This window comes from Micromonospora sp. DT44, assembly GCF_049841635.1.
Lineage (GTDB): Bacteria > Actinomycetota > Actinomycetes > Mycobacteriales > Micromonosporaceae > Micromonospora.
Genome location: NZ_JBNCKS010000019.1, coordinates 57272 through 82546, shown reverse-complemented (window position 1 = coordinate 82546; position 25275 = coordinate 57272). Strand labels below are relative to the sequence as shown.

The 25275-nt window shown below is 72.7% G+C and carries 17 protein-coding genes and 1 pseudogene; 12 read left to right on the top strand and 6 right to left on the bottom strand.

Going from position 1 to position 25275, the window contains the following annotated elements; genetic code table 11:
* Positions 1 to 44: 44 nt before the first annotated feature.
* Genes ACLQ25_RS13605 through ACLQ25_RS13595 form a run of 3 tightly spaced genes read right to left on the bottom strand, consistent with a single transcriptional unit; the run spans position 45 to position 4894 of the window.
* Positions 45 to 2519, bottom strand: coding sequence for a transglutaminase TgpA family protein (locus tag ACLQ25_RS13605; RefSeq protein ID WP_425731235.1), 2475 nt, complete (start codon positions 2517 to 2519; stop codon positions 45 to 47).
* A 16-nt stretch (positions 2520 to 2535) separates the two neighbouring features.
* Positions 2536 to 3834 carry a DUF58 domain-containing protein gene (locus ACLQ25_RS13600; protein WP_425731234.1) on the bottom strand — a complete coding sequence of 433 codons (1299 nt, stop codon included), beginning with the start codon at positions 3832 to 3834 and terminating at the stop codon, positions 2536 to 2538.
* A gap of 1 nt (position 3835) precedes the next feature.
* Positions 3836 to 4894, bottom strand: a complete 1059-nt coding sequence (locus ACLQ25_RS13595) for an AAA family ATPase (RefSeq protein WP_425731233.1) — start codon at positions 4892 to 4894, stop codon at positions 3836 to 3838.
* A 401-nt stretch (positions 4895 to 5295) separates the two neighbouring features.
* Here ACLQ25_RS13595 and leuS point away from each other — a divergent pair, with 401 nt between their 5' ends.
* Positions 5296 to 8136, top strand: coding sequence for a leucine--tRNA ligase (gene leuS / locus ACLQ25_RS13590; RefSeq protein WP_425731232.1), 2841 nt, complete (start codon positions 5296 to 5298; stop codon positions 8134 to 8136).
* A gap of 114 nt (positions 8137 to 8250) precedes the next feature.
* Here the strand turns inward: leuS and ACLQ25_RS13585 are convergent, their stop codons facing one another.
* From ACLQ25_RS13585 to ACLQ25_RS13575, 3 genes are read right to left on the bottom strand one after another with little or no spacing between them, the layout of a single operon-like run.
* Positions 8251 to 8934 (bottom strand): TVP38/TMEM64 family protein, encoded by a 684-nt coding sequence (locus ACLQ25_RS13585; RefSeq protein ID WP_425731231.1) that lies wholly within the window; start codon positions 8932 to 8934, stop codon positions 8251 to 8253.
* On the bottom strand, positions 8931 to 9650 hold the full coding sequence (locus tag ACLQ25_RS13580; RefSeq protein WP_425731230.1) for a type 1 glutamine amidotransferase: 720 nt from the start codon (positions 9648 to 9650) through the stop codon (positions 8931 to 8933). The genes ACLQ25_RS13585 and ACLQ25_RS13580 overlap by 4 nt, the downstream gene beginning before the upstream one ends.
* On the bottom strand, positions 9640 to 10887 hold the full coding sequence (locus ACLQ25_RS13575; RefSeq protein WP_425731253.1) for a MurT ligase domain-containing protein: 1248 nt from the start codon (positions 10885 to 10887) through the stop codon (positions 9640 to 9642). The genes ACLQ25_RS13580 and ACLQ25_RS13575 overlap by 11 nt, the downstream gene beginning before the upstream one ends.
* 355 nt (positions 10888 to 11242) lie before the next feature.
* Here ACLQ25_RS13575 and mraZ point away from each other — a divergent pair, with 355 nt between their 5' ends.
* The 11 genes and pseudogenes from mraZ (at position 11243) to ACLQ25_RS13520 (ending at position 25117) form a co-directional block, all read left to right on the top strand.
* Positions 11243 to 11674 (top strand): division/cell wall cluster transcriptional repressor MraZ, encoded by a 432-nt coding sequence (gene mraZ / locus ACLQ25_RS13570; RefSeq protein ID WP_355049459.1) that lies wholly within the window; start codon positions 11243 to 11245, stop codon positions 11672 to 11674.
* A gap of 205 nt (positions 11675 to 11879) precedes the next feature.
* Positions 11880 to 12989: pseudogene (rsmH, locus tag ACLQ25_RS13565) on the top strand (16S rRNA (cytosine(1402)-N(4))-methyltransferase RsmH).
* Positions 12979 to 13584, top strand: a complete 606-nt coding sequence (locus ACLQ25_RS13560; protein ID WP_425731229.1) for a septum formation initiator family protein — start codon at positions 12979 to 12981, stop codon at positions 13582 to 13584. Before rsmH ends, ACLQ25_RS13560 begins: the two are co-directional and overlap by 11 nt.
* A gap of 3 nt (positions 13585 to 13587) precedes the next feature.
* Positions 13588 to 15816 carry a peptidoglycan D,D-transpeptidase FtsI family protein gene (locus ACLQ25_RS13555; protein WP_425731228.1) on the top strand — a complete coding sequence of 743 codons (2229 nt, stop codon included), beginning with the start codon at positions 13588 to 13590 and terminating at the stop codon, positions 15814 to 15816.
* Between the two features lie 52 nt (positions 15817 to 15868).
* Complete coding sequence (locus tag ACLQ25_RS13550) at positions 15869 to 17431, top strand: UDP-N-acetylmuramoyl-L-alanyl-D-glutamate--2,6-diaminopimelate ligase (protein WP_425731227.1); 1563 nt, start codon at positions 15869 to 15871, stop codon at positions 17429 to 17431.
* The gene (locus ACLQ25_RS13545; RefSeq protein ID WP_425731226.1) at positions 17428 to 18825 is read left to right on the top strand and encodes a UDP-N-acetylmuramoyl-tripeptide--D-alanyl-D-alanine ligase; all 1398 of its coding nucleotides are present in this window, start codon (positions 17428 to 17430) and stop codon (positions 18823 to 18825) included. Before ACLQ25_RS13550 ends, ACLQ25_RS13545 begins: the two co-directional genes overlap by 4 nt.
* Positions 18822 to 19946 carry a phospho-N-acetylmuramoyl-pentapeptide-transferase gene (gene mraY / locus ACLQ25_RS13540; protein ID WP_425731225.1) on the top strand — a complete coding sequence of 375 codons (1125 nt, stop codon included), beginning with the start codon at positions 18822 to 18824 and terminating at the stop codon, positions 19944 to 19946. The genes ACLQ25_RS13545 and mraY overlap by 4 nt, the downstream gene beginning before the upstream one ends.
* Before the next feature lie 278 nt (positions 19947 to 20224).
* Positions 20225 to 21637, top strand: a complete 1413-nt coding sequence (locus tag ACLQ25_RS13535; RefSeq protein ID WP_425731252.1) for an FtsW/RodA/SpoVE family cell cycle protein — start codon at positions 20225 to 20227, stop codon at positions 21635 to 21637.
* Complete coding sequence (gene murG / locus ACLQ25_RS13530) at positions 21637 to 22743, top strand: undecaprenyldiphospho-muramoylpentapeptide beta-N-acetylglucosaminyltransferase (protein ID WP_425731224.1); 1107 nt, start codon at positions 21637 to 21639, stop codon at positions 22741 to 22743. Before ACLQ25_RS13535 ends, murG begins: the two co-directional genes overlap by 1 nt.
* Positions 22740 to 24302: a UDP-N-acetylmuramate--L-alanine ligase gene (gene murC / locus ACLQ25_RS13525; protein ID WP_425731223.1), complete on the top strand. Its 1563-nt coding sequence runs from the start codon at positions 22740 to 22742 to the stop codon at positions 24300 to 24302. The genes murG and murC overlap by 4 nt, the downstream gene beginning before the upstream one ends.
* Complete coding sequence (locus ACLQ25_RS13520; RefSeq protein WP_425731222.1) at positions 24299 to 25117, top strand: cell division protein FtsQ/DivIB; 819 nt, start codon at positions 24299 to 24301, stop codon at positions 25115 to 25117. The genes murC and ACLQ25_RS13520 overlap by 4 nt, the downstream gene beginning before the upstream one ends.
* Positions 25118 to 25275: the final 158 nt, after the last annotated feature.

Sequence of the window (25275 nt, the reverse complement as noted above, 5' to 3'; positions counted from 1 at the left end):
GGCGTTGGGCCGGGGCGCCGCCCCAGCGCGCTTGCGGGCGTCGGTCAGCGGGCCGCTCGATCGGCCAGCAACCGGCGCGGGTTCCAGCGCAGCAGCCGGTAACGCATCCGAGTGGTCAGCGCCACCAGGCGGCCGGAGGAGTCCGCCAGTGCGATCCGCCAGCGCAGCAGCACCGAGGGCGGCAACACGGCGGCGAGCACCCGGGTCCGTCGATCCGCCCGGGACGAGAGCGCCCCACGGACCGCGCGGAGCGCCGACGGCAACGGTTCACCGGTCAGCGGAGCACGCGCGTACCGGGCCCGCTCCTCGGCGCGGCCGAGCAGCCGCGCCGCCCCGATGGCCTCGGCGTCGTCGGGGAGAGCGTCCCGGACCAGCCGGTCCGCGGTCGCCCGGGGCGTCTCGGTCAGGTCCACCCGTACCTTGTAGTCGACGAGCGTGTCGAGCAGCTCGGCCCAGGCGGCGTGGGCGTCGGCGCGAGCGCGACCCGGGTCCGCCTCGACCACCATCACGCGCGCGTCGTCGGTCGGCGCCCCGTCGCCCAGAGCGGTGGCGGCAGCCGCGACGTCCGCCCGGCCGGCCCGCCGCCGACGCAGCGCCCCCCGACGAAGCGCCGGCACCGCCAGCAGCGCCACCAGCGCGAGTACGGCCGCCACCCACCACGGCCACACCGGCGCCTGCTCAGTCGGCCGCGAATCCTCCAGGGAGAGCCCGGAGTCGGTGTCCCGGTCGGCGTTGTCCGGGCCGGTCGGTCCGGCCGACGAGTCCGCGTCGCTCGGGCTGTCCGTGGCACCGGCCTCCGGAGTGGACGGCTCGGGGGCGTCCGTGTCCGGGGCCCAGGCCGATCGGGTGGAGCCGGGAACGCCGGACGCCGGGGTGGCGTCGAACGGCACCCAGCCGATCCCGTCGAAGAAGACCTCGGTCCAGGCGTGCAGGTTGAGGTTGGTCAACGTGTACGTGTCGCCGTCGCGCCTGCTGCCGTTGGTGAACCCGAACGCGACCCGCGCCGGGATGCCGGCCGACCGGACCAGCCAGGCCATCGCGGCGGCGTACTGCTGGCAGTAACCGACCTTGTTGGTCAGGAAGTTCACGATGTCCTGGCCGCTGCTGCCGCTCGCGGTGCTCAACCGGTACGTGAACCCGTTGCTCGCGGAGAAGTGCTGGTAGATGGCCAGCACCCGGTCGTAGTCGGTCCGCTTGCCCTGGATCAGCCCCCGGACCAGCTCCTCCACCTCGGGCACCGGCCCGGGGGTGGCGGTCTGCTGCCGGCGGAGCGGGTGTTCGGCCGGCAGCGTCTTCGCGGCCCGCAGAACCGCCGGGGTGTACGTCGAGCGGATGTAGTCGAACGAGTACTTACGCCCCCGCGAGCTCTCCCGGTTGGAGAACACGATCTGCTGGTTGGGGTCGTACAGCCAGTTGCCGTTCAGGTCCTGGGTGCGCACCGGCTCGGCGTACACCGGCATCAGGGACATGCTGAGGCTCTTGGTCACCTCGACGGTCGCCCGGTACTCGGCCTGCTGCACCCCCGGCCCGACCCGCTCGCCGGGGTCGGGCAGATCGCGGTTGGCGGGGCGGCCACTCGCGGCGCGGGCCTGGAAACCGTTCGGGCGCAGCTCGTCGGCGACCGCGTAGCGCAGGTAGAACGGGGTCTGCTCCGACGTGGTCACCTTGACCAGGGCCACCACCTCGGATTGGTTGAGCTGGCCGGCGAGCGACGCGAACAGGTCGATCCGGCCGGACGAGCCACCCACACCCCGGCCGTTGCCGGTGCCGTTACCCGTGCCCTCGGTGATCCGGTCGAGCAGCCCACCGCTCAGGCCGGGCACCGCCAGCGGCAGCACCACGGCCAGCACCACGCCGACCACGGCGAGCCGACGTCCGGCGGACGCCAGCGGCGACGCCTCCCACACGTCCACGTCCCGGCCGTCGCCGGTGAACCGCCGCCCGAACCGACGCACCCGGTCGATGTTGTCGGTCACCAGCAGCCACAGGTAACCGGCGGCGCCCACCACGAACGGCAGTGGGGGAACGCTGTCCACGTAGACGGCGACCGGCACCGAGTAGATCGCGAGCATCGGCAGCCCGGCCAGCGCCGGCCGGCGCAGTCCCACGGCCAGTACGTCCACCAGCACGGCCACCCCGCCGACGCCGAGCACGGTGATGAACAGCAGCGGATCGGTGTCCGGGACCTCGACGCCGTACGAGCGCATGTCCTGCGCTGAACCGGCGAGCAGATCGGCGAAGTGCCCGATCGTGCTCGGCGTGGGCAGGAGAGCCAACAGCTCGCTGCCGCTCGGGAACAGCCAGGTCAGCGCGAGCAGCAGGGCGGCCAGCATGCCGAGCACCTGGCCCCAGAGCGGCGCGCGGACGAGCCGGGTCAGCGCGGCGACCCCGGCCACCACGGCGACCGCTATCGCGCACTGGATCAGCCACGTCCAGGTCTGGAAGATGGCCGACAGCGGCGCGGCGGCGAGCAGCGTCGCGGCGGCCGCGACCAGACCGGTGTTCCGGCTGGCGATCATGAGGGGGACCTTCCGTTCATCGCACGCGGCCAGCGACCGTCTCGGCCAGCGCGGCCCGCAGGGCGAAGCCCTGGGAACCGCGACCCGCCTGCGGCCACAGCGCCGGCAGTCGGCTGCCGTGGTCGGCGCCGACCACGCGCCAGCCGCTGCGCACCATGGTGAGCACGGCGGCGCCGTGCGCGTGCTCCGCCTCGGCGCGAGCCTTCTCGGGGAGGCTCAGCCAGGTGGAGCTGTCCAACAGGAAACCGACACACGTCGCGCCGTTGCCGCGCAGCCCGGCCAGCAGCTCCGCCTCGGCGACGCTCACCGCGCCGAACAGCCCGATGATCAGCCCGCCGTCGGCGCGCTGCCGCACCTGCTGCACCAGCCCGGTGACGTCGGCCCGCTGGTCCAACCGCACCTCGGCCAGATGGTCGAGCAGCACGCCGTCGCCACCGCCCTCCGAGGCGTCCACGTCGACCCCCGAGCCGGTGACCAGGCGCAGCTTGTAGCCGGCCTGGCGCAGGTGTACGGCGATGCTCGCGGCGGCCGAGACCGCCCACTCGAAACTCGCCGTCGGCCCGTCACCCCGGTGGCCGTACGCCCGGGTGTCCAGCACGACGGTGGCGCGGCTCTCCCAGGGCTGCTCCTCCCGGCGCACCATCAGCTCGCCGGTGCGCGCCGTGGACTTCCAGTGCACCCGGCGCAGGTCGTCGCCCCGGCGGTACTCCCGGGTCGCCGCGTCGTCCTCGCCGTGGACCGCCACCGAACGCGCCCGGCTGTCGCCGCTGCCCGCGTACTCCCCAGGGAGTCGGACCGACGGCAGGGGGGTGACCTGCGGGATGACCGTGAGGTGGTCGGTGCTGGGGAAGGAGCGGGTGAGTTCGCAGAGACCGAACGGGTCGGTCATCCGGACCACCAGTGGACCCACGTCGTAGCGACCGCGCACGTCCGCGCGGACCGTGTACGCCACGGAGCTGGCCTGGTGTGCGCCGAGCCGTTCCAGCACGACGCGGGGCCGGCTGCCCAGCGCGTAGGGCAGCCGGTCCTCCAGCAGCAGGGTGCCGGTGGGCAGCCGGGAGAGGTTCTGCAGGCGCAGCACGATCCTCGAGTTGGCCCCGACCGGGACCCGGTGCGGGTCCAGCGAGCGGTTGCAGGCCAGCTTGTAGCGGCTGCGGCCCACGTAGGCGGCGGCCAGCAACGGCAGGATGGCCAACAGCAGGGCCACCCGGAGCAGGTCCTTCTCGCCCAGGATGACGGCCGAGACCGCCGCGGCGACCGCGGCGGCCAGGAACGAGCGCCCGCGGGTGGTCAGCCCGCGCAGCCCGGCACGCACGTCACGGCCTCCGCGGCTCGTAGGGCGCGCGGCCGTTGCCGTTGCCGGTGGCGGGCCGGGTGTCGTACGGGTTGCGCTGACGGTCGTGCGGCAGGGGCAGCCGGTGCACCAGCTCGGAGACGATCGCGTCGGTGGTGCGCCGGGCGAGCTGCGCGTCGGCCGTCGGGATGATCCGGTGCGCCAGCACCGGCACCGCCAGGGCCTGCAGGTCGTCGGGGAGGACGTAGTCGCGGCCCTCCAGCGCGGCGACCGCCCGGGCCGTGCGCAGGAGTTGCAGCGTCGCCCGGGGGGACGCGCCGAGGCGCAGGTCGTGGGCCTCCCGGGTGGCGGTGACCAGGTCGACCGCGTACTGCTTGACCGCGTCCGCGACGTGCACCTGCCGGACGGTGGCGATGAGCTGCCGGACCATGTCGGCGTCGGAGACGGGACGCAGCTCGTGCAGCGGGTCGGTGGCGCCGTGGCCGTCGAGCATCGCCAGCTCCGCGCCGGCGTCCGGGTAACCCATCGCGATCCGGGCGGTGAACCGGTCGCGCTGCGCCTCGGGCAGCGGGTACGTCCCCTCCATCTCGATCGGGTTCTGGGTGGCGATGACCATGAACGGGGTCTGCAGCTGGTAGGTCACGCCGTCGACGGTGACTTGCCGTTCCTCCATGCACTCCAGCAACGCCGACTGGGTCTTCGGCGAGGCCCGGTTGATCTCGTCGCCGACCACCAGGTTGGCGAAGACGGCGCCCGGCCGGAACTCGAAGTCGTGGGTCTCCTGGTTGTAGACGCTGACGCCGGTGACATCGCTGGGCAGCAGGTCGGGGGTGAACTGGATCCGGCGGACCGTGCAGTCGATGGACCGCGCGAGGGCCTTGGCCAGCTTGGTCTTGCCGACACCGGGGACGTCTTCGATGAGGAGGTGGCCCTCGGCGAGCAGCACGGCCAGGGCCAGCCGCACGGTGGCGGTCTTGCCCTCGATGACCTGCTCGATGTTGGCCACGATGGCCTCGCTGGCGGCGCGGAACTCGTCGTGCGGCAACAGGCCGCCCACCTCGTCCCAGGTCTGTTGTGTCACGGGCCTCCTCCTCGTCGTCACGGCAGCTCTGTCGAGAGCACCTGGACCCGCCGTTGGGTATGCGACGCCGAGCCTCGTTTGCCGCAGGGAGCTCACTGGCCTCTCAGGCTAACCATGTTTGTCGTTATCGCCGACCCCCGCAGGTAGTCCGTCGGTTACGGATGGATATTTGCCGAGTCGGGGGATCGGTGCGGGCGTGATGACTGGCCGCATTAATGCCGCAGGTGAGGGGGTAGACTGCCGGATATGGCCGGAGTCTTCCTGCTTCTTATCGGGCCGTGCTGATGCGCTGAGCGCGCGACAGCACGGCGGCCCCCTCCTGCGCGAGGGGCTTTTTTTGTGCCCGCCGCCGGTCCGGCCCGGCGGTGCCGAGACGAAGCGAAGCGAAGCGAGGAGAGACGATGAGCAAGGCAGCCGCACCGGCGGGCGACATCCCCCCGTTCCGGTACACCGCGGCCATGGCCGACGAGATCGAGACTCGTTGGCAGGACACCTGGGCACGCGAGGGCACCTTCCACGCGCCCAACCCGACCGGCCCGCTGGCCGATCCGAGCCACCCGCGCTTCGACGCGGAGAAGCTGTACGTGCTGGACATGTTCCCGTACCCGTCGGGCGCCGGCCTGCACGTCGGCCACCCGCTGGGCTACATCGGCACCGACTGCTACGCCCGTTACCAGCGGATGGCCGGGCACAACGTGCTGCACGCGATGGGGTTCGACGCGTTCGGGCTGCCCGCCGAGCAGTACGCCGTGCAGACCGGCACCCACCCCAGGACCACTACCGAGCAGAATATTCAGCGGTACAAGGCGCAGATGCGCCGCCTGGGGCTGGCGCACGACGAGCGGCGCTCGGTGTCGACCATTGACGCCGACTTTTACCGCTGGACGCAGTGGATCTTCCTGCAGATCTTCAACTCCTGGTACGACCGGGACGCCGGCCGGGCCCGTCCGATCGCCGAGCTGATCGCCGAGTTCGAGGGTGGCAACCGGGCGACCCCGGACGGCCGGTCCTGGGCCGAGCTGAGCGTCGCCGAGCGTCGCCAGGTCGTCGACGACCACCGGCTGGCGTACGTCTCGGAAGCGCCGGTGAACTGGTGCCCAGGGCTGGGCACCGTGCTGGCCAACGAGGAGGTCACCGCCGACGGCCGCTCCGACCGGGGCAACTTCCCGGTCTTCAAGCGCAACCTGAAGCAGTGGATGATGCGGATCACCGCGTACGGTGACCGGCTGCTGGATGACCTGGACAGCCTGGACTGGCCCGAGCCGATCAAGCTGATGCAGCGTAACTGGATCGGCCGGTCGCAGGGCGCGCACATCGACTTCGCCACGGCGGGGGAGCCGATCCGGGTGTTCACCACCCGTCCGGACACCATCTTCGGGGCCACCTACGTGGTGCTGGCGCCCGAGCACGAGCTGGTCGACGCCCTGGTGCCGGCCGCCTGGCCGCGAGACACCCGGGACGCCTGGACCGGCGGGCACGCCAGCCCCGCCGAGGCCGTCGAGGCGTACCGCAGGGCCGCGGCCGGGAAGACCGACGTCGAGCGGCAGTCCGACTCCAGGGAGAAGACCGGCGTCTTCGTCGGCGCGTACGCCACGAACCCGGTCACCGGCGGGCAGATCCCGATCTTCATCGCGGACTACGTGCTGGCCGGCTACGGCACCGGCGCGATCATGGCGGTGCCGGCGCAGGACGAGCGGGACTGGGCGTTCGCCGAGGTCTTCGAGCTGCCCATCGTGCGGACCGTGCAGCCGGCGGAGGGCTTCGACGGCAGGGCGTACACCGGCGACGGCCCGGCCATCAACAGCGCCGCGCCCGAACGCGGCCTGGACCTGAACGGCCTGGGGGTCGCCGACGCCAAGGCGGCGATCATCGCCTGGCTGGAGGCGATCGGGCACGGCACCGGCGCGGTCACCTACCGGCTGCGGGACTGGCTGTTCTCCCGGCAGCGCTACTGGGGTGAGCCGTTCCCCATCGTCTACGACTCCACCGGCGCGGCCATCGCCCTGCCGGAGGAGATGCTGCCGGTCGAGCTGCCGGAAGTGGACGACTTCTCGCCGAAGACGTTCGACCCGGACGACGCCGACTCCAACCCGGAGACGCCGCTGTCGCGTCGCCGCGACTGGGTCGAGGTCGAGCTGGACCTGGGTGACGGGCCGAAGCGCTACACCCGCGAGACCAACGTGATGCCGCAGTGGGCCGGCTCCTGCTGGTACGAGCTGCGCTACCTGGACCCGACCAACACCGAGCGGTTCGTCAGCGCCGAGAACGAGCGGTACTGGATGGGTCCGCGCGGCGAGGGCGACTGCGGCGGCACCGACCTGTACGTCGGTGGCGCCGAGCACGCCGTGCTGCACCTGCTGTACGCGCGGTTCTGGCACAAGGTGCTGTTCGACCTGGGTCACGTGTCGTCGTTCGAGCCGTTCCGCAAGCTGTTCAACCAGGGCATGATCCAGGCGTACGTGTACACCGACTCGCGGGGCAGCTACGTGCAGGCCGAGGACGTCGTCGAGCGCGACGGCGCGTACTACCTGGGAGACCTGGTGGTCAACCGCGAGTACGGCAAGATGGGCAAGTCGCTGAAGAACGTGGTGACCCCCGACGACATGTGCGCGGCGTACGGCGCGGACACCTTCCGGGTGTACGAGATGTCGATGGGCCCGCTGGACATCTCCCGCCCCTGGGAGACCCGGGCGGTCATCGGCTCGCACCGGTTCCTGCAGCGGGTCTGGCGGGCGGTCGTCGACGAGCAGACCGGCGAGCTGCGCGTCACCGACAACCCGGCCGACGAGGCGACCCGCCGGCTGCTGCACACGGTGATCGACGGGGTCCGTGGCGACATGGACGGCATTCGGTTCAACACCGCGATCGCCAAGCTGATCCAGCTGACCAGCGGGCTGACCGGGTTGTCGGCGACGCCCCGCGAGGTGGCCGAGCCGCTGGTGCTGATGGTGGCGCCGTTCGCCCCGCACCTGGCCGAGGAGCTGTGGCGCAAGCTGGGTCACGACACCTCGCTGACGTACGCGGACTTCCCGGTGGCCGATCCGGCGCTGCTGGTGGCCGACACGGTGACCTACCCGGTGCAGGTCAACGGCAAGGTCCGGGGACGCGTCGAGGTGCCCTCCGACGCCGCCGACGAGACCGTCCGCGCGGCGGCCCTGGAGGCGGTGGCCGGGACGCTGGCCGGCAAGGAACCCCGCAAGGTCATCGTGGTCAAGGGCCGGATGGTCTCGGTGGTCGCGTAAACCCGCTGGCCCGTCCCGGCGTCGATCATGGAGTTGTGGTGCCTGGTTCGCCCCTCGTCAGGGGTTTGATCCCCACCACAACTCCATGATCGACCCGGGGGTGGTCGTGGGGGGTTAGGCCGGGGTTTGGCGGCGGGGGCGGTTGGCGCGCCACCACTGGTGGACCAGTACGACGCTGGCGATCAGGCCGAGGCTGGCGGGGGCGGCGGCGTACCAGTTGATGTGGCCGGGCGAGCTGACCGCCGCGCCGATCGCCGCGTAGCCGAACGCGGTCGGCGCGGAGGCGATCACGCTGCCGGCCAGGAACGGCAACACCCGCGTGCCGGTCGTGCCGTAGCCGTAGCTGACCAGGCCGAACCCCGCGATCGGCAGCAGCCGGACGGTGACCACGCCGAACACGCTCTGCCGGGCGAACCAACCGTCGAGGCGGGCCAGCCGACCGCGTACCCGTTCGGCGACGAACTCCCGGCCGAGCAGCCGGCCGACGGTGAACCCGATCGCCGCGGCCACCAACGCGGCGCCCAGGGCGTACGCGGCGCCCTCCAGAGGGCCGAAGATGGCGCCCGCGGCGAGCGTCACGAAGGTACGGGGGACCAGCGCGACCAGGAGCAGCGCGCCGCCGAGGATCGCCGCTACCGGGGCGAGGTCGCCCAACTGGTCGGCGAGCGCCGGCAGCCGCGCCGGGTCCGGGCGGGGCGCCAGGAGCAGCAGCAGCCCGCAGGCGCCGATGAGCGCGACCAGCAGGGCGAACCGGGCGGCCGACGGCTGCCGGAGCAGCCGCCGGACGGCGCGGATCATGCCCGGGCGGCGGCCACCGCTGAACGGCGCTCGGTACGGAGCCGGTCGGGCCAGGTGTCGTCCAGTGGCGGGAGCTGGTGTGCCCCGGTGGCCCAGCGCAGCAGCAGGTCGGCCAGGGCCGGGTTGCGCGCCAGCGCGGGACCGTGCGAGTAGGTGCCGAGCAGCTTGCCGCGCCAGGCGCCCTCGGTGGCGCCGTCGTTGCCGATCCCGGCGGTGACCCGGGCCAGGGGGGCGACCTCCGGGCCGAGGTGGGTACGGCCACCGTGGTTCTCGAAACCGGTCAGCGGCGGCAGGCCCAGCCGAGGATCGATCTCACCGGCCAACTCGCCGACGGCCCGGCTCTCGCCCCGGTCGGACCGCAGGTCCAGCAGTTCCAGGCCGCGGCACTGCACGCCCTTGGCGAAGAAGGACGTCCCGAGCAGCTGGTAACCGGCGCAGACACCGAAAACCACCGAGCCCTGGGCGACCGCCCGGTGCAGACCGCCGTCCGCGATGAGCCGCTGCGCGCCGAGCGTCTGCGGGCCGTCCTCGCCGCCGCCGACGAGGTAGATGTCGGCCGTCGACGGCAGTTGCTGGTCGGAGCGGACCTCCAGCACCTCGACCGGCATGCCGCGCTGGCGGGCCCGCCGGGCCAGGATCAGCGCGTTGCCCCGGTCACCGTAGGTGGACAGCAGATCGGGGTAGATCCAGACGATACGCAGGCTTTCAGTTGACACGGTCCAACTCCGCTCGGATGTCCTGGAACGCGGTGTAGTTCGCGATGACCTCGAGCCGGCCGGGCGGGACCGACCGGACGGCGTCGTCGAACGTGCGGACGTGCTGGAAGGGCACGTCGTTGACGCCCAGCCGAACCGCCAGGTCGTATGCCCGGTCACCGGTGATCAACACCTGCCGGCCGCGGAGCGGGGCGAAGTCGACGTCGAACAGCCAGGAGGTGTCCAACCCGTCGGGGTCACGCGCGTTGATGGAGAGCAGGGTGGGCGCCTCGTCGGCCATGTCGAACGCCTCCAGCCAGCTGGCCGGGTTCTTGGCCAGCAGCAGCCGGATGTTGCGCCCGTCCCGGTCGACCTGCGCGTACCGGCCGGCGACCGAGGTCACGATGCCGAGACGGCTCACCGCGTCGACGGGGCGTACGCCGAACTCGGCCGCCACCGCCAGCGCGGTCGCCGCGTTGCCCAGGTTGACCTTGCCGGGTAGCTGGAGGGAGACCTTGTGCCAGGCCCCGCTGGGGTCGAGTACCCCCTCGTCCTCGACGACCCAGTGCGGCTCCGGGCGGCGCAGCGCGCAGCCGGTGCACCACCACTGCTCGCCGGAGCGGGCGATGGTGGAGCCGCACTCCGGGCAGACCCAGGAGTCGTCGTGCCAGCGCTGGCCGGCGCTGAACCAGGTCACGTGCGGCGGATTGATGCCGCGGGCCGGGTCGGCCGGCGGGGTGGCCGCCCACACCACCATCGGGTCGTCGGCGTTGGCCACCACCCGTACGTCGGTGTGCCGGACCAGGGCCGCGCGCCAGAGCTGCGCCATCATGGCGACCTCCTTGGCGCGGTCGAGCTGGTCGCGGGAGAGGTTGAGCAGCGCGACCACGTGCGGCTCGGTCGACTCGAGAACCTGGGCGAGATAGTGCTCGTCGACCTCCAGCACCGCGTACGGGGTGCTGCCGGCCTTGGCCAGCGCCGAGGTGTGCCCGCTGGGCATGTTGGCGCCGAACGAGTTGGTGGCGACCCGCCCGAGCACGCCGACCGCGGCGGCGGTCAACCGGGTGGTGGTCGTCTTGCCGTTGGTGCCGGAGACCAGCGCGATGGCGCGGCCGGCCGACAGGTGCGCCAGCAGGTCCGGGTCGATCTTCAACCCGATCCACCCGCCGATCACCGAACCGTCGCCACGGCCGGCGGCCCGGGAGAGCGCCGCGGCGGTCCGTGACACGGAGCTGGCCACCTTGGCCCGTAGGGGCATTTTCGCGTCCGTCACGCGAGCGAGGTTACCGGACCGCCGACCTCGCCAGATCGCCGCCGACGGTGAACCGTTCGGCGGTGGCATCCCGGCGGAGGGTCGGCCCGCGCTCGGCCGGACGGAGTCGATCAATGTCGGAAAGCGGACCACACCGGGCGGGCCCGCCGCCCCTCCACTCCGCTCCACCCCCTGTGACGTGCGGTTACACGCGCGGATCGGACGCGCCACGCGGGCGAATCTGGTTGCAGGTGGAGGGAAGTGGAGTAGAGTGGGGCCCGATGGTGAGGCCGGGAGGGCTCACCGGCCCGGGGGGTCAGCGGCGCCGCGAACGCCGCTCAAGGGCGAGGGGGTTGGGCCGATGTTTCTCGGCACCCATACCCCGCGCCTGGACGAGAAGGGCCGGTTGATCCTTCCGGCCAAGTTCCGGGATGAGCTGGCGGGGGGTGTCGTGGTCACCAAAGGGCAGGATCGCTGTCTCTATGTCTTTCCGACACCCGAGTTCCAACGGATCGCGGAGCAGTTGCGCGCGCAGCCGATGACGCACAAGGCGGCCCGGGCCTACAGCCGGGTCTTCTTCGCCAGCGCGCACGACGAGGTGCCGGACAAGCAGGGCCGCGTGACGATCCCCGCGCATCTTCGTGAGTACGCGGCGCTCGACCGGGACCTGGTGGTCATCGGCGCGAGCACACGGGTCGAGATCTGGGACAAGGTCGCCTGGGAGACCTACCTCGCCGAGAGCGAAGACGACTTCGCCGACATCGAGGAGGGGGTGCTGCCCGGCGGTCTGTAGGGCGGAACGGCGCCTGACGTACTGCGAGATCTCCAGCCGCTTTCGAGTTCCTGGCATCACTTCCCCGGTGCCAGGCGCACGATCCAGGAATCCGGCGGAAGTCGGTGTCCGGCGGGAGCGGATGGGGATCTGGCGGTACGACGGGAGCGCCGTCTCCACGGCAGGCGCGCGAGAAGAACGGACGTTTCAACCAGTGGGGGTCATCATGGGGGAGTTGCGCGGCACGCACGTGCCGGTGCTGCTCGAGCGGTGTCTCGAGCTGCTGGCCCCCGCGCTGGGTCGAGGCGGCCGGACGGTGCACGTTGACGCGACGCTCGGCCTGGCCGGGCACGCGGAGGCGGTGCTCGAAGCGCATCCGGAGACGGTCCTGATCGGGCTCGACCGGGACACCGAGGCGCTCGCCCACGCACGGGTGCGGTTGGCGCGGTTCGCCGACCGGGTGCACCTGGAGCACGCCGTCTACGACGAGCTGCCCGACGTGCTCCAGCGGCTGGGTTATCCGGGCATCGACGGGATCCTGTTCGACCTGGGTGTCTCATCGCTGCAACTGGACGCGCCCGACCGCGGGTTCGCGTACGCGCAGGACGCGCCGCTGGACATGCGGATGGACCAGACGCGGGGGACGACCGCCGAAGAGGTGGTCAACACGTACGCCCATCCGGATCTGGCCCGGGTGCTGCGGGTGTACGGCGAGGAGAAGTTCGCCGGGCGGATCGCCTCGGCGATCCTGCGGGAGCGCGAACGCGGCCGGATCACCTCGTCCGCGCGGCTGGCCGAGCTGGTCCGGGAGTCGATTCCGGCACCAGCCCGACGAACGGGCGGGCACCCGGCAAAGAGAACGTTTCAGGCTTTACGGATCGAGGTAAACAGAGAGCTGGCAGCGCTGGAGACAGCGCTGCCGTCCGCGCTCGACGCACTGACCGTGGGCGGTCGCATGGTGGTCCTGTCCTACCACTCGCTGGAGGACCGGCTCACCAAGGCGGCGCTCGCGGACCGGGTCCGCAGTAAGGGCCCGATCGACCTCCCGGTCGAGCTGCCCGGGTCCGGTCCGACGTTCCGGCTGCTCAGCCGGGGCGCCGAACTGCCCGGGGAGGTGGAGGTCGCCGCGAACCCGCGCGCCGCTTCAGTGCGGCTGCGGGCCGCGGAGCGACTCGACCCGAACGCGACAGAGCAGGGGCGGACCGACCGCGAACGGTCTCGCCGACGGGTGAAGGGAATGCACCAACCGGGCACGGGGTCCGCCTGATCCGTGGGGGATCAGGGGCGCCGCGACCGGCGAGGGACGGACGTTGAGGGGGAGGGACATGAGCATTGACAAGCGCGACCGCCGGGACGTCACCGGCGGCGGGCAGCGCGCACCGCGGTCGGGGGGCCGGACCGCGGCGCAGCGAGCTCCGCGCGTGGAAAACGGTACGCCACGCATCGATCGAGTGAGTCGGCAGGGGGAGGCTCGCGCCCGGGGGGCGCGCGAGTTCCCGACCCAGGGCAGTGCCGCGCTGCGTCCGGCCGAGAAGGCGGCCGCCACGGCGGCAGCCCGCTCGCCGCGGCTGCGGGTGGCGCCTCCGCCGCCGGTGTCGGTTCCGCGCGCGCCGTTCGCGGCGCTGATCGTGCTGCTGGTGGTCGGCGGGGTGTTCGGCATCCTGGCGGTCAACACCAAGATCAATGAGAACGCGTTCCGGTTGGAGAAGCTGCAGCAGCAGCAGGCCCGACTGGACCTGGAGAAGCAGCAGCTCGACAAGGAGATCGCTGACGCCAAGGCGCCGGGGAACCTGACCGCCGAGGCACGTCGGCTGGGTCTGGTGGACGCCGGTGAGCCGGCGTACATCCGGATGCCGGACGGCAAGCCGATCGGCGTGCCCAAGCCGGCGACCGGCGAGCCGTCGGTCACCAGCCAGGGCGCGGGAGGCTGACAAGTGCCACCGAGGTCGGACGAGCCGCGCCGGAACCCCCAGGGGTCCCGGCGCGGTTCTTCGCGTGCTGCCGGGCCCGCCGACGAGGAGTCGCGGGCCGACGAGCCGGGCATCGGGGGCATCTCCGGTGCCCGCGCGTACACCCCGAGAGGCCGGACCGTCCGCGAGGGCACGCCCGCGCGCGGCGGGAACGCCGAGCAGCGGCGTACCCCTCGGGGCAGCACGCGGTCCGGCGACCCGTTCCGGCCGGCGCTGCAGGTGCTCGACGGCGGCCGGGCCGCCGCCCGCGCCGGCCGGCGTGACGCTCCGGCGGCTGGCCGCAGCGGCGTCGTGCGCACCGTCGCGCCCCGGACCCCGCGCGGCGCCCCCGGCGACGTCCCTCCACCGCGTCGCCGCACCACGCCTCGCGCGCCCGGTCGCGGCGACCGTCCGACGGCCCGCAGGCCGTCCCGCAAGCCGCCCCGCCCGCCGAAGCTCGCCGACCCGCGGCTGCGGCTGCGCCTGGGCACCGTGCTCACCCTGGCGCTCTTCGTCGCCATCGGGGTGCGGTTGATCTTCCTGCAGGCGGTCGACACCCCCGCCTACGCCGGTGGTGGCGTCGCCGACCGGACGCGCACCGTGGAGCTGCCCGCGCCGCGCGGCGCGATCTACGACTTCCGGGGCGAGCCGCTGGCGCACAGCGTCGAGGCGCGGTACGTGTTCGCCGACCCGACGCTGATCGAGGACCGATCCGGCCCCGGGTGGATCGGCGCGGACGCCACCGCCAAGGCGCTCTCTCCGCTGCTCGGCATTCCCGCGTCGAAGCTGACCGAGCTGATGAAGCCCCGCAAGCTGGAGAACGGCAAGCCGTCCCGGTTCGAGTACCTGGCCCGGGGCGTGGAGATCCCGACGGCCAAGCAGGTGCTGGACCTGGACCTGCCCGGCATCGGCGTGCACCGCGACGAGCGCCGGGAGGTGCCCGGTGGCGACCTGGCGGCCAACCTGATCGGCTTCACCAGCCAGGACATGGACGGCCTGGAGGGGTTGGAGGCCCGCTACGACGACCTGCTCGCCGGGCAGGACGGCCGGCGGGTGTACGAGGCCGGCCTCGGTGACCTCGCCGCGCCGATCCCCGGCGGCTACAGCAAGACGACTCCGGCCAAGCCGGGCAGCTCAATCGCGCTCACCATCGACCGGGACCTGCAGTTCCGTTGCCAACAGATCCTCAGCGCGGGGATGGCGGGGCAGAAGGGCGCGACCGCCGCGGCCGTGATCATCGACGTCGCCACCGGCGAGGTGCGGGCCCAGGCCAGCGATCCCACCTACAACGCCGCCAAGCCGACCCCGAGCGACCCGGTCGCCCGGGAGGACGCCGCGACCAGCTTCGTGATCGAGCCGGGCTCCGTGCACAAGGCGATCACCTACGCCGCCGCCCTTCAGGAGGGGGTGATCACCCCGGACACCACGCTGCCGATCGCGAACAGCATCAAGATGGGCGACACCTGGTTCTCGGACACGCACCCCGCCAACGGCAAGAAGATGAGCATTCCGGGAATGCTGGCCTTCTCGTCGAACGTCGGCGCCATCACCGTCGCCGACAAGCTCGGCAAGGACCGGCTGATCGACTACCAGAAGCGGTTCGGGCTGGGGCAGCCCACCCGCGAGGGCCTGCCCGGCGAGGCCAGCGGCCGGCTGCTGCCGGCCGGCGAGTGGAGCGACTCGTCGTACGGCTCGGTGCCGATCGGGCACAGCGTCGACGCCACGCCGTTGCAGATGGCCGCCGCGTACGCCGCGATCGCCAACGACGGCACGTACGTGCAGCCGCACCTGGTCAAGGAGACGATCGGCCCGGACGGCAAACGGACCCCGGCGCCCGTGCCGGTCACCCGCTCCGTGCTCAGCCCGCAGAACGCGGCGGCGCTGCGCACCATGCTGGAGGCGGTCACCACCGTCGAGGGCGCCACCGGCACCACGGCCGCCGTCTCCGGCTACCGGGTCGCCGGCAAGACCGGCACCGGGTGGCGTCGGATCGACGGCAAGAGGCAGCCGGGTGAGGTGTCCTCGTTCATCGGCATGGCACCCGCCGAGAAGCCCCGGTACGTGATCGCGGTCTTCGTGTACGCCCCCGGTGGTGGTGGCGCGGCGATCGCCAACCCGGCGTTCCGGGAGATGATGCAGTTCACGCTGCGTCACTACCGGGTGCCGCCGTCCCCGACTGGTTCGGCACCGAAGTTCGTGGTCTATCCGCGCTGAGCGGCGTGGGCGCGACATCATCGGTGAGTGCCGACGAACCACCGGGGCGGCTGTGCGGCCGGAACCGGACGACCGGGTAGGGTCTGACGCCGTGCCCGGCAATCCACGTCCACGTACCGTGACCGGCGTCCGGCTCGGTGATCTCGCCGCCCGGCTCGCCGTCGACCTTCCGGCGGACGCCGCCGACGTGGTCGTCACGGGTGCCACCCACGCGAGCCAGGAGGTCCGCCCCGGCGACCTGTACGCGGCCCTGCCCGGTGCCCGCCGCCACGGCGCGGAGTTCGTCGTCGGCGCGGCCGAGGCCGGCGCGGTGGCCCTGCTGACCGACCCGGCCGGCGCCGAGCTGGCGGCGGCGAGCGGCCTGCCCGCCCTGGTGGTCCCCGACCCGCGCGCGGTGCTCGGCGAACTGGCGTCGGCCGTGTACGGCGACCCGACCGCCGACCTGACCGTCATCGGCATCACCGGCACGGCCGGAAAGACGTCCACGGCCTATCTGGTGGAGTCGGGGCTGCGCGCCGCCGGACACACCACCGGACTGATCGGCACCGTGGAGACCCGCCTCGGCGATCTCGTGATCGACAGCGTGCGGACCACCCCGGAGGCGACCGACCTGCACGCGATGCTCGCCACCGCCCGCGAGCGGGGGGTCACCGCCGTCGTCATGGAGGTCTCCAGCCATGCCCTGGCCATGGGCCGGGTCGGTGGGGTGCGCTTCACCGTGGGTGGCTACACGAACTTCGGCTCCGACCACCTGGACTTCCACGCCGACAGCGCCGACTACTTCGCCGCCAAGGCGCAGCTCTTCGACGGCCGGTGCGCGGTCGAGGTGCTCAACCGCGACGATCCGGCCCTCACGCCGCTCTACAAGCCGGCGACGGTCAGCTACTCGGCGGCCGGCGACCCCACCGCGACGTGGTGGGCCGACGGCGTCGACGGCGAGGGGTACGCGCAGCGGTTCACCGCCCACGGCCCGGACGGCGTGGTCGTGTCCGCCGGGGTGGCGCTGCCCGGCCGGCACAACGTGGCGAACGCGTTGCTGGCCATCGCCGCGCTGGCGGGCGCCGGGGTGGACCCGCGGACCGCCGCCGACGGGGTGGCCACCTGCGGTGGCGTGCCCGGTCGCCTGCAACTCGTCGACGTCGCCGGGCCGGTGCGTGGGGTCGTCGACTACGCGCACAAGGCGGACGCGATCGTGGCGGCGCTGGCCGCGCTGCGGGAGCTGAGCGTCGGCCGCCTGATCTGCGTGATCGGCGCCGGTGGGGACCGTGACCGGGGCAAGCGGCCGGTGATGGGGGCCGCCGCCGCCGAGGGGGCCGACGTGGTGCTGGTGACCGACGACAACCCGCGCACCGAGGACCCGGCCGAGATCCGCGCCGAGGTGCTCGCCGGGGCGTACCGGGCCGACACCGCCGCCCGGATCATCGAGGTGGCCGGTCGGCGGGACGCGATCGACGAGGCGGTCCGACTGGCCGAGCCGGGCGACGTGATCGCTCTGCTCGGCAAGGGCCACGAGCGGGGCCAGGAGGTGGCGGGCGAGGTGTTCCCGTTCGACGACAGCATCGAGCTGGCCGACGCGCTGCGGGCCCGCTTCGCGGACCGGGCGGGTCAGCGGTGATCGCCCTGACCCTGGCCGAGGTGGCCACGGCCGTCGACGGGCGGCTCGTCGCCGCCGACCCGGCCGCCACCGTCACCGGTTCGGTCGAGTTCGACTCGCGCAAGCTCGGGCCCGGTTCGCTCTTCGTGGCGTTCCCGGGGGAGAAGGTCGACGGGCACGACTACGCGGCGACGGCCATCGACGCCGGCGCGGTGGCCGTGCTCGGCACCCGTGCGGTTCCCGGGGTGCCGATGGTGCTGGTCGACGACGCCCTGACCGCGATGGGTCGACTGGCCCGCGCGGCGGTGGACCGGCTGCCCGAGCTGACCGTGGTCGGGGTGACCGGCTCGTCCGGCAAGACCACCACGAAGGACCTGATCGGTCAGCTCACCGCCCGGCTCGGCGCCACGGTCGCGCCGCCCGGCTCGTTCAACAACGAGCTGGGTCACCCGTACACGGCTCTGCTGGCCGGGCCGGACACCCGCTACCTGATCATGGAGAAGGGCGCGCGGGGCGTCGGGCACGTGCGCTACCTGTGTGAGCTGGTGCCGCCGCGGATCTCGGTGGTGCTCAACGTCGGCACGTCGCACATCGGTGAGTTCGGCTCACAGGAGGCGATCGCCCAGGCCAAGGGCGAGCTGGTCGAGGCGCTGCCGGCCGACGGTCTGGCCGTGCTGAACGCCGACGACCCCCGCGTGGACGCCATGGCGAGCCGTACGCGGGCGCGGGTGGTCCGCTACGGCGAGGCGCCGGACGCCGACCTGCGCGCCGAGGACGTCACGCTCGACGAGCGGGGGCACCCGTCGTACACCCTGGTCACGCCGGAGGGGCGCGCGTCCGTGCGGCTCGCGCTGACCGGCCGGCACCAGGTCGGCAACACGCTCGCCGCCGCCGCGGTCGCCCGGGAGCTGGGCATGCCGCTGGCCGAGCTGGCCACGGCGCTCGGCGAGCTGGGGCTGAAGTCCACCCGGCGGATGGACGTCTTCGACCGGCCCGACGGGGTGACGGTCATCGACGACTCGTACAACGCCAACCCGGCCTCGATGGCGGTCGCGCTCCGGGCGCTTGGCAGCCTCGGACGTGAGAGGCGTACCGTCGCGGTGCTCGGTTACATGGCCGAGCTGGGCCCGTTCGAGCGCGACGGCCACGCCGAGGTCGGCCGGCTCGCGGCCGAGCTGGGTGTCGACCGGCTGCTCGTGGTGGGTGAGCCGGCCGCGCCGATCCACGAAGGCGCGACAGCGGTAGCGAACTGGGGAGGAGAGTCGGTGCTGCTCACCGATCAGGCGGCGGCCGTCGAGGTGCTGCGGGGCGAGCTACGGCCGGGCGACGTCGTCCTGGTCAAGGGCTCCCGGTACCGGACCTGGGAGGTGGCTGACGCCCTGCGCGCCGACGCCGCCGAGGAGGCCACTCGATGAGGGCCATCATCGTCGCCATCGGGGTGGCCTTCGTCGTCTCGCTGTTCTGCACCCCGATCGCGATCAAGGTGTTCACCCGGCTCAAGGCCGGCCAGCCGATCCGGTCCGACGGTCCGGCCATGCACCAGGGCAAGAAGGGCACGCCGACGATGGGCGGCGTGGTCTTCATCCTGGCCACGGTGATCGCGTACGTGGCCGGCCACCTGGCCCTGACCACGCTGCCGGACGCGCAGATCGCGCAGGTGGAGCCGACCATCACGGCGCTGGTGCTGCTGGGGCTGATGGTGTTCTCCGGCGCCGTGGGCTTCCTCGACGACTTCCTCAAGGTGCGCAAGCGCAACAGCGCCGGGCTGAACAAGCGCGGCAAGTTGCTCGGGCAGATCCTGGTCGGCGCCGTCTTCGGGGTGATCGCCCTGTGGTTCCCGAGCACGATGACCGACGCGACGGGCAACGCGACGAACACCCAGACGGTGGGCAGCACCACGCTGAGCTTCATCCGGGACATCGACTTCCTGGAGGTCAGCAAGGTCGGCGCGGTGATCATCTTCATCTTCGTGGTGATGGCCGCGACGAACGGCGTCAACCTCACGGACGGCCTGGACGGTCTGGCCACCGGCGCGTCGGTGATGGTGCTCGCCGCGTACGCGCTGATCGCGTTCTGGCAGTACCGGCACTGGTGCGCCGACCCGAGCTACAAGCAGCCGTACTGCTACGAGGTCCGTGACCCGTTGGAGATCGCGCTGATAGCCGGGGCCGCCGCCGGGGCCTGTGTGGGCTTCCTGTGGTGGAACACGTCCCCGGCGCGGATCTTCATGGGTGACACCGGTGCGCTGGGGCTGGGCGGCCTGATCGCCGGCATGGCCATGTCCACCCGGACGATCCTGCTGCTGCCGATCATCGGCGGGCTCTTCGTGATCATCACGATGTCCGTGGTGATCCAGATCATCTCCTTCCGGACCACCGGTAAACGTGTGTTCCGGATGTCCCCGTTGCAGCACCACTTCGAGTTGGCCGGCTGGAGTGAGGTCAACATCGTGGTCCGGTTCTGGATCATCGCCGGCATCGGCGTGGCCATCGCCCTGGGCCTGTTCTACAGCGAGTTCCTCGCCAACATGACCTGATCCCCGGGGCCCCTCCCCGGCCCGAGCGGGGGCGACACGCCGGGGGTGGTGTTCTGGAGTGCTCCCGGGTGTTCAGCGGTGATGATGTCGGGGTGGGGGAGGAACTCGGCACCGACGACAAGACAGCCGCTCGACCGCGACGTTCACCGGGCGCGGCACGTACCGCGCAGACGGCCGCGCCGCCGGACGACGGACGTGGGCCGGAGCCCGGCGGCGCGCAACGGGAGGCCGCGCCGCCGGCACCCGTGCCGCTGCGCGGGCTGGACGCGGCCGGTGGACTGGCCGCGCTGCGGGGCCTGCTGGACCGGCCGCTGGCCTCCTACTACCTGCTGCTGTCCAGCGCCGGCCTGCTGCTGCTCATCGGGTTGACCATGGTCTTCTCGGCGACCAGCGTGAAGGACTACGCCGAGGACGGCAACGCGTCGGCCTCGCTGACCAAGCAGGCCATCTTCGCGGTGATCGGCATCGGGGCGTTCTGGGTGTGCCAGCGGCTGCCCGCCAGCACCTACCGCTCCCTCGGCCGGCCGCTGCTGTTCACCGCGGTGGCACTGCTGCTGGTGCTCAACCTGCTGGTCGCGTACGGCCGGCTCGCCAACCTGAAGTCGGTCACGCTCGGGCCGATCGAGGCGCGGCTGAACTGGCTGTTCGTCGGTGGGATCCAGCTCCAGCCATCCGAGTTGGCCAAGTTCGCGCTGGTCCTCTGGGGCGCGCACGTGATCGCCCGCAAGGGGGCCGCGCTGGGCTGGTTGCGGGAGCTGGCCACCCCGCTCTTCCCGGTGATGGGTCTGCTCTTCGTGCTGGTCGGCTACAACGACACCGGCACGATGCTCTGCCTGCTGGCCCTGGTGGTCGGCCTGCTCTGGGCCGCCGGCGTGCGGATGCGGGTCTTCGGCGCGCTGACCGTGGCCGGTCTGCTCGGCGTCGGCCTGCTCATCGCGGTCGCTTCGCTGGGCGCCGGTTCCGGCGAGCGCGGCGCGGACAACTACCGGCTGGCGCGGCTGACGTCGTTCATCAACCCGCCCGACCCGCAGGAGTGCAAGCTCGACGGCTGCCTCCAGCTCTACCAGGGCCGGCTGGCCATCGAGCACGGTGGCTGGTTCGGCGTCGGGCTGGGCAAGGGCAGCGTCAAGTGGGACTGGCTGCCCGAGGCCCACAACGACTTCATCTTCGCGATCATCGCCGAGGAGTTGGGCGTGATCGGCTGTGCCGTGCTGCTCGCCCTGTTCGCCGTGCTCGCGTACACCGGTCTGCGGATCGCCCGGCGGGTCGACGACCCGTTCCGGAGGCTCGCCGCCGCCGCCGTCACGACCTGGCTGGTGAGCCAGGCGGTGATCAACATCGGCGGCGTGGTCGGGCTGCTGCCGATCACCGGTCTGCCGCTGCCGTTCATCTCCGACGGCGGAAGTGCCCTGGTCGTGACGTTGGCGGCGATCGGGATGCTGGCGTCCTTCGCCCGCGCCGAACCCGATGCGGCCAGAGCACTGCATGCCCGTCCGCCGGCCCGGTGGGTCCGACTACTCTGGGCCCCGTTGCCGCCGCTTCCCGGCCGGCGTCGCCGACCGGCGACGCCACCGGCGGCCCGAGGGCCAGTGCCCCGGGCGCGGGAGCGGCGGAAGGACGACCAGGCCGCACCGCGCGGTGTCCGGCAGGGCCGGAGCCGTCAGGGTACGGCGAGCGAGAGGAGACGCTGATGGGTCCGCTGCGTTCGGTGGTGCTCGCGGGAGGTGGCACCGGGGGGCACATCTACCCGCTGCTCGCCTTCGCCGACTGCCTGCGCCGACACGACCCGGGCGTCCGGATCACCTGTCTCGGCACACCCAAGGGCATGGAGAACGAGCTGATCCCGCCGCACGGCTACGACCTGCGGCAGATCCCGGCGTACCAGCTGCCCCGCTCGGTCAACATGAACCTGGTCCGTACCCCGGGCCGGATGTGGACCGCGGCCCGCGCGGCGGGCAAGGTGATCGACGAGGTGCGCGCCGACGCGGTGGTCGGCTTCGGCGGGTACGTCTCGGTGCCGGCCTACCTGGCCGCGTGGCGGCGCGAGCTGCCCATGGTGATCCACGAGGTGAACGTGCCGCCGGGCGTGGCCAACCGCCTCGGCATGAAGTTCACCAAGAACATCGCCGTCGGCTTCCCGCACCAGCCGAGCCAGGCCGAGTCGCTGCGTGACGCCACCGTGGTGGGTGTGCCGCTGCGCCGCAGCATCGCCTCGCTGGACCGGTACGCGATGCGCAACGCCGCCCGCGCCCGGTTCGGCCTCCGCCCGGATCTGCCGGTGCTCTTCGTAGCGGGTGGCTCGTCCGGCGCCCGCTCGGTCAACCTGGCGGTCTCCGGCGCGGCCAAGGAGCTGGCCCGCAACGGCGTGCAGGTGCTGCACGTGATGGGCGCCCGCAACGAGCCGGTGCCGATCCCCACCGACCTGCCGGTCCCGTACGTGACGCTGCCGTACCTGTCCGAGATGGAGCTGGGCTACGCCGCCGCCGACCTGATGCTGGCCCGGGGCGGGGCGATGACGGTCGCCGAGGTGGCCGCGATCGGCCTGCCGACGATCTTCGTGCCGTACCCGCACAGCAACCAGGAGCAGAGGCGCAACGCCCTGCCCGTGGTGGAGGCCGGCGGCGGTCTGCTGGTCGACGACGCGGAGCTGACCCCGGACTGGCTGGAGCGTGCGGTCATCCCGCTGATCCGTGACCCGCAGCGGCTGTACGCGATGGGCGCCGCGGCGTCCGCGTACGGGCGGCGCGACGGTGACGAGGCGCTGCGCTCGTTCGTCCTCGAGGCGGTGGCCCGATGACCGCGCAGTTCACCCCGGCCGGCACGCTGACCGCCGAGGACCTGGGCGCCGTGCACCTGATCGGCGTGGGCGGGGTGGGCATGCTCGGCGTGGCCCGGCTGCTGCTCACCCGGGGCATCCAGGTCTCCGGTAGCGACCTGCGCGAATGGCCGTCGCTGGCGGGCCTGCGGGCGCTCGGCGGCACCATCTACCTCAGCCACGAGGCGTCCAACCTGGACGGGGTGGACACGGTCGTCTACTCCTCGGCCATTCCGAAGGACCACCTGGAGTTGGTCGAGGCCCGTCGCCGCGGCTTGCGGGTGCTGCACCGCTCGGAGGCCCTCGCGGCGGCGATGACCGGCCGCCGGGCGATCGCGGTCGCCGGCACGCACGGCAAGACCACCACCACGTCGATGGTGACGATGGTGCTCCAGCAGGCCGGTGTGGACCCGTCCTTCGTGATCGGTGGGGAGATCTCCGAGGTCGGCTCGGGCGCCCACCACGGCACCGGCGAGCACTTCGTGGTCGAGGCCGACGAGAGCGACCGCTCGTTCCTCATCTACCGCCCGTACGTCTCGGTCATCACCAACGTCGAGCCGGACCACCTGAACACCTACGGCGACCTCGCGACGCTGGAGGCGGCGTTCGCGGAGTTCGCGCGGCTCACCGACCCGAGCGGGTTCATCATCACCTGCGCCGACGACCCGGGCGGTCGGCGGCTGGCCGAGACCCTGCGCGCCGAGGGACGGCAGGTGTTCACCTACGGGGCGGCCGAGGACGCCGACCTGCGGCTGACCGACATCGTCTCCTCCGCGCGCGGCGTGCGCTACCTGGCCGCGATCGACGGCCGGTCGCTGGGCGAGTTCCGGCTGCCGGTGCCCGGGCGGCACATGGGGCTCAACAGCGCCGCAGCGGTGCTGACGGCGTACCTGCTCGAACTGCCCCTGGAGGCGGCGGAGGCCGCGCTCGCGGTCTTCCCCGGCGTGCGGCGGCGCTTCGAGCGCAAGGGTGTCGCGGACGGCGTGCTGGTCTACGACGAGTACGCCTACCACCCGACCTCGATCACCCTCGCGTTGCAGACGCTGCGCGAGGTGGCCGGGGACGGGCGGCTGATCGTCGTCTTCCAGCCGTACCGGCTGTACCGCACCCGCGACAACCAGGCGGAGATCGCCGAGGCGCTGGCCATCGCCGACGAGGTGGTGCTGCTGGAGGTCTTCGGGCCGGGCGAGCTGCGCCAGCCCGGCGAGGGCTCGGCGGCGCTGATCGCGGCGGTGGACCTGCCGGCCGACCGGAAGGTGTTCGTCGACTCGTGGGAGGCCGTGCCGGGCGAGGTGGCCCGGCGGGCCGGTACGGGCGACGTCGTGGTCACCATGGGCGCTCCGCCGATCTCGCTGATGGGTGACGAGCTGCTGGCGGCGCTGGGGGCGCGTACCGCCGGCTCCTCGGCGACCGCGGCCGTCGATCCGCTGGCGACGACCCCGGCGATCGGCCAGCCGGTGCCGGGTGGATCCACGGCGGGTGGCGACGGGGCGGCCCTCGGCGCCGCCGCACCGGACGGCGCGACGCCCACGGCCGGATGAGCCCCGGCCCCGCCCGCGGGCGGACCAGCCCTCCCGACGGCGGCTCTCCTCGGCGCGGTCCGGTCCGGCGTTGGCAGCTGGTCCGGGCCAGCAGCGACGCGGTGCCGGCGTCGACCCGCCGGTTCATGGCCCGCGCCCGGCAGCGCCGGATGCGGGCGGCGATGCCGTGGGCGGTGGCCGCCGGTGTGCTGGCGCTGCTCGGGCTGATCGCCTGGACGGTGCTCGGCACCGGACTGTTCGGTGTCCGGTCGGTCACCGTTCAGGGCGCCAAGCTGGTCACGGACGTGCAGGTACGCGACGCGGTGGGGGTTGCCGACGGGGTGCCGCTGGCGCGGGTGGACCTCGCGGCCGCCGCGCGTCGGGTCGGTGGGTTGGCGCCGGTGGAGCGGGCCACGGTGTCGCGGGACTGGCCGGGCACGCTGGTGGTGAAGGTGACCGAGCGGACGCCGGTGGCGGTGGTGCCGCAGGCGGACGCGTTCGCCGTGATCGACCGCAGCGGCGTGGCGTTCCAGACGGTGGCCCGCCGCCCGGCCGGGCTGCCGCTGGTGCGAGTGGTCCGACCCGCCGCCGCCGATCCGGACACCCGGGCCGCGTTGGAGGTGCTCGGCGCACTCACCCCGCAGTTGCGTGCCGAGCTGGTGGACGTGAGCGTGGCGGGTCTGGCCCGGATCAGCCTGCGGCTGCGGGGGGACCGCACGGTGGTCTGGGGAGACGCCACGCGGAGCGCGGACAAGGCCCGGGTGGCCACCGCGCTGCTCGGGGAGGACAGCGAGCGGATCGACGTGAGCGCGCCGGACGTGGTGACCTTCCGCTGACCGGCTCAGCGGGGCTGTGGACGTGACGAGTCGCGCTCCGGCCGGCGACACGCCGACCGGGTCCTTGGCTCATCGCGCGGTGGCGCTTACGTTGCCCCGAAGAGGATCAGTGGTTGACATAACTGTAAGCCTCTAGTAGAGGGTGAGAGTTCGCCTCT

Coding starts and splice junctions, on each gene's coding strand:
- leuS (WP_425731232.1), top strand. CDS start 5,296: ATGAGCAAGGCAGCCGCACCGGCGGGCGACATCCCCCCGTTCCGGTAC.
- ACLQ25_RS13560 (WP_425731229.1), top strand. CDS start 12,979: ATGAGCATTGACAAGCGCGACCGCCGGGACGTCACCGGCGGCGGGCAG.
- mraZ (WP_355049459.1), top strand. CDS start 11,243: ATGTTTCTCGGCACCCATACCCCGCGCCTGGACGAGAAGGGCCGGTTG.
- ACLQ25_RS13520 (WP_425731222.1), top strand. CDS start 24,299: ATGAGCCCCGGCCCCGCCCGCGGGCGGACCAGCCCTCCCGACGGCGGC.
- ACLQ25_RS13605 (WP_425731235.1), bottom strand. CDS start 2,519: ATGATCGCCAGCCGGAACACCGGTCTGGTCGCGGCCGCCGCGACGCTG.
- ACLQ25_RS13585 (WP_425731231.1), bottom strand. CDS start 8,934: ATGATCCGCGCCGTCCGGCGGCTGCTCCGGCAGCCGTCGGCCGCCCGG.
- ACLQ25_RS13575 (WP_425731253.1), bottom strand. CDS start 10,887: ATGCCCCTACGGGCCAAGGTGGCCAGCTCCGTGTCACGGACCGCCGCG.
- mraY (WP_425731225.1), top strand. CDS start 18,822: ATGAGGGCCATCATCGTCGCCATCGGGGTGGCCTTCGTCGTCTCGCTG.
- murC (WP_425731223.1), top strand. CDS start 22,740: ATGACCGCGCAGTTCACCCCGGCCGGCACGCTGACCGCCGAGGACCTG.
- murG (WP_425731224.1), top strand. CDS start 21,637: ATGGGTCCGCTGCGTTCGGTGGTGCTCGCGGGAGGTGGCACCGGGGGG.